This is a genomic window from Limisphaera ngatamarikiensis, assembly GCF_011044775.1.
GTDB lineage: Bacteria > Verrucomicrobiota > Verrucomicrobiia > Limisphaerales > Limisphaeraceae > Limisphaera > Limisphaera ngatamarikiensis.
On the sequence record NZ_JAAKYA010000092.1, the window covers coordinates 21170 to 28555 of the forward strand.

Annotated in this window: 6 protein-coding genes; 3 read left to right on the top strand and 3 right to left on the bottom strand. The window is 64.7% G+C overall.

Going from position 1 to position 7386, the window contains the following annotated elements:
• Positions 1–76 precede the first annotated feature (76 nt).
• Positions 77–1411 (top strand): Gfo/Idh/MocA family protein, encoded by a 1335-nt coding sequence (locus tag G4L39_RS13700; RefSeq protein WP_165109039.1) that lies wholly within the window; start codon positions 77–79, stop codon positions 1409–1411.
• A gap of 25 nt (positions 1412–1436) precedes the next feature.
• Positions 1437–2327 carry a sugar phosphate isomerase/epimerase family protein gene (locus G4L39_RS13705; RefSeq protein ID WP_165109041.1) on the top strand — a complete coding sequence of 297 codons (891 nt, stop codon included), beginning with the start codon at positions 1437–1439 and terminating at the stop codon, positions 2325–2327.
• A 486-nt stretch (positions 2328–2813) separates the two neighbouring features.
• Here G4L39_RS13705 and G4L39_RS13710 read toward each other — a convergent pair whose 3' ends face one another.
• From G4L39_RS13710 to G4L39_RS13720, 3 genes are read right to left on the bottom strand one after another with little or no spacing between them, the layout of a single operon-like run.
• A complete protein-coding gene (locus tag G4L39_RS13710; RefSeq protein WP_165109043.1) occupies positions 2814–3761 on the bottom strand; it encodes an ABC transporter permease in 948 nt (315 codons plus the stop codon).
• A gap of 3 nt (positions 3762–3764) precedes the next feature.
• The gene (locus G4L39_RS13715; protein ID WP_165109045.1) at positions 3765–4508 is read right to left on the bottom strand and encodes an ABC transporter ATP-binding protein; all 744 of its coding nucleotides are present in this window, start codon (positions 4506–4508) and stop codon (positions 3765–3767) included.
• 1 nt (position 4509) lies between these two features.
• On the bottom strand, positions 4510–5721 hold the full coding sequence (locus G4L39_RS13720; protein WP_165109047.1) for a COG1470 family protein: 1212 nt from the start codon (positions 5719–5721) through the stop codon (positions 4510–4512).
• Between the two features lie 209 nt (positions 5722–5930).
• Between G4L39_RS13720 and G4L39_RS13725 the strand changes: the two genes are divergently transcribed.
• Positions 5931–7386 (top strand): class II fumarate hydratase (locus G4L39_RS13725; RefSeq protein WP_165109049.1); only part of this gene is annotated, 1456 nt, incomplete at its 3' end.

Genomic DNA, 7386 nt, shown 5'->3' on the forward strand with positions numbered 1-7386 from the left:
GACTGGAAAGCCCCAACCCGGCAGGACCGCTGCCCGGCCTTGACCTCGCGCCAAAAGCGCTCCTAGTTTGCCGCTCATGACAGACCAGCATCAGGCCGGCAACCCAACCCGCCAAGCTTCCGCCCTGGTAACTTCCCGACGCGGTTTTCTCCGCACCACCCTGTTGGCCGGCGGAGCCCTGGCGGCACCCGCCATCCTCTCCTCCCGGACCCGGGCCAACGGCAACGAGACCCTGCGCGTCGGACTGATCGGTTGCGGCGGCCGCGGCACCGGCGCAGCCGGCCAGGCCTTGAAAGCGGACCCGAACACCGTCCTGGTCGCCATGGCCGACGTGTTCCCCGAACCCATCGAAACGGCCCTGAAATCCCTTTCCCAGGATCCGGCCATCGCCGAACGCGTGCAGGTGCCCCCGGAACGAAGATTCGTGGGCCTGGACGCCTACCAGCGGCTGATCGCTTCCGGTGTGGATGTCGTGTTGCAGGCCGCACCGCCCGGTTTCCGGCCACAACACGTGCGCGCAGCCGTCGAGGCCGGCAAACACCAGTTCGTCGAAAAACCGGTCGCCACCGACGTGGCCGGCGTCCGGTCCGTGCTCGAATCCGTCCGCATCGCCCGCGAAAAGAAACTGGCCTGGGTGGCGGGCTTTTGTTGGCGTTACGACAACGCCCGGCGCGAGTTCTATCGCCGCATCCACGACGGCGCCATCGGTGAGATCCGCGCCATCTACGCCACCTACTACACCGGCCCCGTCAAACCCATGCCGCCGCCCTCCGCGCGCCCGCCCGGTATGGGCGACGTCGAGTGGCAGATCCGGAACTGGTACAACTTCGTCTGGCTCTCCGGCGATGGACTGGTGGAACAGGCCTGCCACAGCGTGGACAAAATCATGTGGGCCATGCGGGATCAACCGCCCGCCAAAGCCGTGGCCACGGGCGGCCGGCAAACACCCAATCACGAGGGCAACATCTACGATCACATGCACGTGGTTTACGAATGGCCCAACGGCGTCCGCGCCTTCCTCGGCCAGCGCCAGATCGCCGGCTGCTTCAACCAGAACTCCGACTTCCTCATGGGCTCGACCGGCGAGGGTGTCATTGACGGTTGGCGCGCCGTTTACATCAAGGGCGCCCACCCCTGGCGGTTCAACGGTCCCAATAACGACATGTACCAGCAGCAACACGACGAACTGTTCGCCTCCATCCGCAAGGGCGAACCCATCAACGACGGCGAATGGCAGGTGCAATCCACCTGGGTCGCACTCATGGGCCGCATGGCCGCCTACACCGGCCAGGAAATCACCTGGGAAATGATCCAAAACTCCCGGGAACGACTCGTGCCCGATCCGCTGGAATGGGATATGAAACTGCCCATTGCCCCCATGGCCATCCCCGGCCAGACCAAATTTGTTTGAACCACCGAACGCGGCTCTTCCACCCATGACCCGCCGACAATTCCTCGCCACCACGGCCGTGGCCCTGGCCGCCGCGGCCTCAGCCACCCGGCACGGAACCGTACGGGCAGCCCAACGACGTCCGCTCAAAAAGGGGATCATGTGGGCCACCATCGGCCTGCCTGGATCCGTGCGCGACAAGATGGCCGCCGTCAAAAACGCAGGCTTCGACGGCGTGGAAATGATGAGTCACATGGACGTGGACGAGGTAAAGGCCGCCCGCGACGCAACCGGGCTGGCCATCCCGAGCGTTTGCGGCGCCCACCACTGGTCGAAACCACTCTCCCACCCGGACCCGCGCATCCGCCGCGAAGGCATCGAGGCACTTGAACGGACCCTGCGCGACGCCCACGCCTACGGGGCCACCTCGGTCCTGCTGGTGCCGGCCGTGGTCAACAAGGAGGTCTCCTACGACCAGGCCTGGCAACGGTCCCAAGAAGCCATCCAACAGGTCCTGCCCCTGGCCGCGGAACTCAAGATCCGAATCGCCATCGAAAACGTCTGGAACCATTTCCTCCTCAGCCCGCTCGAGGCCGCCCGGTACGTGGATCAATTCGAAAGCCCGTGGATCGGCTGGCACTTCGACTGTGGAAACATCCTCAACTACGGCTGGCCGGAACAATGGATCCGCATCCTTGGCCGCCGCATCTGCAAGGTCCACATCAAGGAATTCAGCCGCAAAAAACGCGACGCCGAAGGGTTATGGAAAGGCTTCGACGTCGCACTGTTGGAGGGCGACAACGACTGGCCCGCCATCATGCATGCCCTGGACGAGGTGGGTTACCAGGACTGGGTCATCACCGAACAAGGCGGCGCCGACAACCCCGACGGACTCCGCGACCTGGCCCGCCGCGTGGACCAGATCCTCGCTCTCTAATCCGGCCCCAAAAACCATCCGGCGAAAAGCAGCCCGACACACCCGAACCGGGAATCCACGGAAGGCGATTCAGCCACGCCCACCATCACGCCGGCCCCTGGCAAGGGTGTCCCGTCGGCCAGCCCGGCTTCCAACGCCCAGGTCCCACGCACACCACTCGCCAGCCACCGTGCCGGCCACGGCAAACCGTGGCCACCGGGTTGATGGCTCCGGCACGCGCACCGACCCAGCAGGATCCATGGAACCGGCCCAACCCGCGAGCCCTCCGACCCAACCATCCCCCAAAACCCGCAACGGAACCGTTCCACCCGCCCACGGGATCCACCCTTTGAGCGCCAGACTTGTGGCCCCGGGGATTCCCTCACCCCACCCGGAAGGACACAACGTTCCCCGGATCGTCAGGTTGCGGCTGTCGGGGTCAAACTTCGGTTCCGCCTGCGCCGGAATGCAGACCACCGACCTTGAACAGCCGGCACCCTCGGGAGCTCAAGTGGTCCGAATCTCCTGTCGGAGGAATGTCACGTACCCGATCCCAAAGCACACCAGGGTCAGGGCAATCAACAACACCACATGCGGCCAGACCAGGAACATGGACTGATCCAGAGGAAGCGGGCCTTGAAACCGTTGCAGCGACAGCCCCTCCAGGGGCGTAACCACCAGAAGCCGGCTCGTGCTGCGCTGGAAAGGATCGAGAATGGTGCTCGTCGCCTCCGCGTACAAGGTCGCCGGCGAAATCAGCGACAGCGCGTGGGCCAGCCGTTCATTGGCCATCAGCTGTTCCAGATTCTGCCGGCTGTACACGGGCCGGATCGCATCCGCCGCGAGATCCGCCACCAGCCCCATGAAAAACGTGAAGAAAATCCACAACGCCACGCAGGCCAGCGCCGAGGTGGCCAGCGACCGGAAAAAGATCGAGAACAAGATGGCCAGCCCCAACCAGAACGCCACGTACGTGATGCTGATCAGCAGGTAAATGGCCAGACGGGCCACCTCCTCCGCACCGGGCACCACCCCGAGCATGATCAGGCCCATCCCACACAGCAGCAACAACAGGCTCACCAGCACGATCGTGACGGTGATCACCCCGGCAAGGAATTTCCCGTTGATCACAGCGTCGCGGTAAATCGGTTGCGACAGCAGTTTCCCCAGCGTCCGCAAATGCCGCTCCCGGTTGATGGCGTCAAAACCCAGGATGATCCCCAGCAGCGGCCCGAAGTAGGCAATGAACTGCACCACCGAAAAGAACCGACCCGGCGTGGTGAAAAGCGTCAGAAACACATTCGATGCCCGGGGCAGCCCCTGCAGCACCTTGTGGATGCTGTCGGCGACCATGTAGGTGGACACCAGCGCCACCATGAACACCAGGCAAAACAACAACAGGAATCGGGTCGAATGAAAATGATCGGCCAGTTCCTTGCGGCAGATCGTCCACATGGCTCAGCCTTCCTTGAAGTACCGCATGTAAATCTCCTCCAGACTGGGCCCGGAGGCATCGCCCAGCTTCCGCCGGGCCAGCTCCTCGATCGTCCCCACCGCCACCAGCCGGCCCTGGATCATGATGCCGACCCGGTGACAGATCCGCTGCACCTGATCCAGCAGGTGCGAAGAAAACATCACCGTGATCCCGCGCGAACGGTTCAAATCCCGGATCAAGTCCAGCATCTTCAACGTGCCGTCCGGGTCCAGCCCCAGCGTCGGCTCATCCAGAATCATGAGCCGCGGATCCTTCACCAGCAGCTCGGCAATGCCCAGCCGCTGCCGCATCCCCCGCGAGAAAGCACCCACCGGTTTGTCCCCCACGTCGCCCAGCCCGACCGTCGCCAGGGCCGATTCGATCTTCCGCGCCGCTTCCGCCCGCGGAATGGCATTCAAATCGGCAATGTACTGAAGGTTCTCCCGGGCCGTCAGATCATCGTAAAACCCGACGTTTTCCGGCAGATACCCCACCTGCCGTTTGATCGGCAGCGGGTCCAGCACCGGGTCGTGCCCCAGCACCCGGGCCGAGCCGGCGCTCGGCTCGGTCAGCCCCAGCAACATCAAAATGGTGGTGGTTTTGCCGGCCCCGTTGGGACCCAGAAACCCGAAGATCTCGCCCTCCCGAACCTCCAGGTCCAACCGGTCCACCGCCGTCTGCCGGCCGTAATGACGCGTCAACCCGCGTGTCTCAATGATGGTTGCCATGTCACCGACGGCCCAGGTAATGGAACGTCACACCCAACCCCACCACCACCAGCACAATGATCGCCAGGCCCACCCAACCCCAGGCGGCACCCGCACGAATCGTCACCCGGAACTCAAGGTCCCGGTTCACTCGCTCACCATCCACCGACACCGCCACCGAATAATCCCCCACCAGCGCCTGATCGGCCGGGGTGATGCTCATCTCAACCTGCTTCACATCGCCCGGCTGCACGTTCTCCAGCTTCTCCGGCGAAAACTCCACCTTCCAGTTCTCCGGCTTGAACGCCTGGAAACTGATCTCGCGCTGCGGCGCCGACCCGGTGTTTTGCACCAGCAGCGTGGTGGTGGTCTTCTTCCCCCGCTCCGTCACCAGCGACAACAGCCCGCTGGGCGTGCCCACCTTCAAACCGTGCGTCCCGGTCAAAACCACCTTCAGCTCCTTCTCCGCACGCGCCCGACCCGCCTCCACCTCCACCTTGAACGCGTATTCACCGGCCTGCGCCCGGTACGGCGGCGTCACTTCAAACTCAATGGACCGGCTGGAACCGGCGTTGATCTGCAGCGAGGTGATCTGCTTCGACTCATATGCCGGCCGGAACGACGTCTGCCAACCCTCCGGCGCCACCGCACGAAAGTTGAACACCGCGTCCTGACCGGTCTCGTTCCGCACATCCAACGAAAACTGGAACCGGTCGGCCGAGGAACCCCGCAGCGTCGGATACGAGGTCTCCAGACTGATCCGCTCCGGACCGTGTTCGCCGGAACTGACCTTCACTGCCAGCGCAGTCTCCCGCACCAGCGCGTTGTCCGGCGTGTGCGCCCGGATGGCAAACCGATACGTACCCTCCGGCAGCTTCTTCACACTCCGATCCCTGGGCCGGGCCGAAAAGGTCAACGTCTGATCCTCCCCCGACGCCAGAAACACACCCGTCACGACCGTGCCGTACCGCCGGATCTCCACCCGCCAGTCCGCAGGCTGCTCCGTCACCTCCACAAGAATGGTCTCGTCACTCCGACCCCGGTTCTTGAACCGCAGGTCCACGTTCAGACTGTCGTCCGGCGTCAGGTTCACCCCGGGATACTGGAACGCCACGACGAAATGGCGTTCGGGGAGATTGTTCGTGTCGGCCGCCGCACGGGCCACCCCGCAGGCCCACAGACCGAACCCAACCACCAAACCTGCCAGCCAGAAGATCCTGTTCGTGCGCATCATAAAACCCACGGTTTGGTCGCTGAAAACCTCGAAAACGTTCAAAATCCAAAGGGTCCGAACAGCGCCCGGAGGCATCGCCGGGCTGACCCGTCGTCGGCGCCTTGTAAGCAGGCCGGCAACCCCCTGTCAAGCGGAAGCGGCCCGCCCGCGCCAACCCCCCGGCCAATTCGACTGGCCCGACCCCGACCCCGCACGTATGGTGATGAGCCATGGAACGGGAGTTTCGCGTGGAAACGGATGCCCTGGGGGAAATGCTCGTCCCGGCCGACGCCTACTACGGAGCCCACACCGCGCGCGCCCTGCACTGTTTCCCGGTCAGCCGCCTGCGCTTTCCCCGCGCCTTCATCCGGGCGCTGGGCCTCATCAAAAAACACGCCGCCATCACCAACGGCCGGCTCGGACTCCTGCCCCAGCGCATCGCCCAGGCCATCCACCACGCCGCCCAGGAGGTCGCCGAGGGCCGCTGGGACGACCAGTTCGTCGTCGACATCTTCCAGACCGCCTCGGGCACCTCGGTGAACATGAACGCCAACGAGGTCATCGCCCATCGCGCCACCGAACTGCTCGGCGGAAAACTGGGCGACAAACTCGTCCACCCCAACGACCACGTCAATTGCGGCCAGTCCAGCAACGACGTCATCCCCACCGCCGTTCAAATGGCCGCACTCGACGGCATCGTGCACCAGGTCATCCCGGCACTCAACGAACTCCACACCGTGCTCGACCGCAAGGCCCGTGAGTTTCATGACGTCCTCACCATCGCACGCACGCATCTCCAGGACGCCGCACCCATCCGGCTCGGCCAGGAGTTCAGCGGTTACGCCGCACAGATCGAACACGCCGTGGACCGGCTCTGGAACGTCGAGGAAAGCCTGGGCGCCCTGCCCCTGGGCGGTACCGCCGTTGGAACCGGTTTCAACACCCACCCGGATTTCGCCCGCCTGACCATCGCCGGCATCGCCAGTGAAACGGGCCTGGCGTTGGAGGAAAGCCGCAACCATTTCCACGCACAATCCAACCTGGACGCCCTGGTCGAGGCCAGCGGCGCCCTGCGCAGCGTGGCCGTCAGCCTCATCAAAATCGCCAACGACCTCCGCTGGCTCGGCTCCAGCCCCCGCAGCGGACTCGGCGAAATCAAACTCCCCGCCGCCACACCCGGCACCGCCACCCTGCCCGGCAAAATCAATCCCGTCCTGTGCGAAACCGTCATCAAGGTCGGCGTTCAGGTCATGGGCAACGACGCCGCCGTCACCGCCGCCGGCCTGTTCGGCGAATTCCAGCTCAACACCATGATCTCCGTGGCCGCCTGGAACCTGATGTTAAGCATCGAGTTGCTGGCCGCCGCCGCCCGCGCCTTCGCCCGACATTGCGTGGCCGGCATCGAGGCCGATCGCCAGCGGTGTGCCGAAATCCTCGAACGGAGTCTGGCACTGTGCGCCCCGCTCGCCCCCATCCTCGGCCACGACAAGGCCACCCAGATCGCCCGCATCGCCCAGGAAGAAGGCCGCACCGTGCGTGAAGTGGCACTCGAAATCTCCGGCCTCAGCCCGGAACAAATCGACGCCCTGCTCGACCCCCGCCGCCAAACCGAACCCGGCAGCGCCCTCCCACCTTCACCCGTCCACAACCCCCTCAACTCCACCCCCACCCCCAACCCCGCCGGAC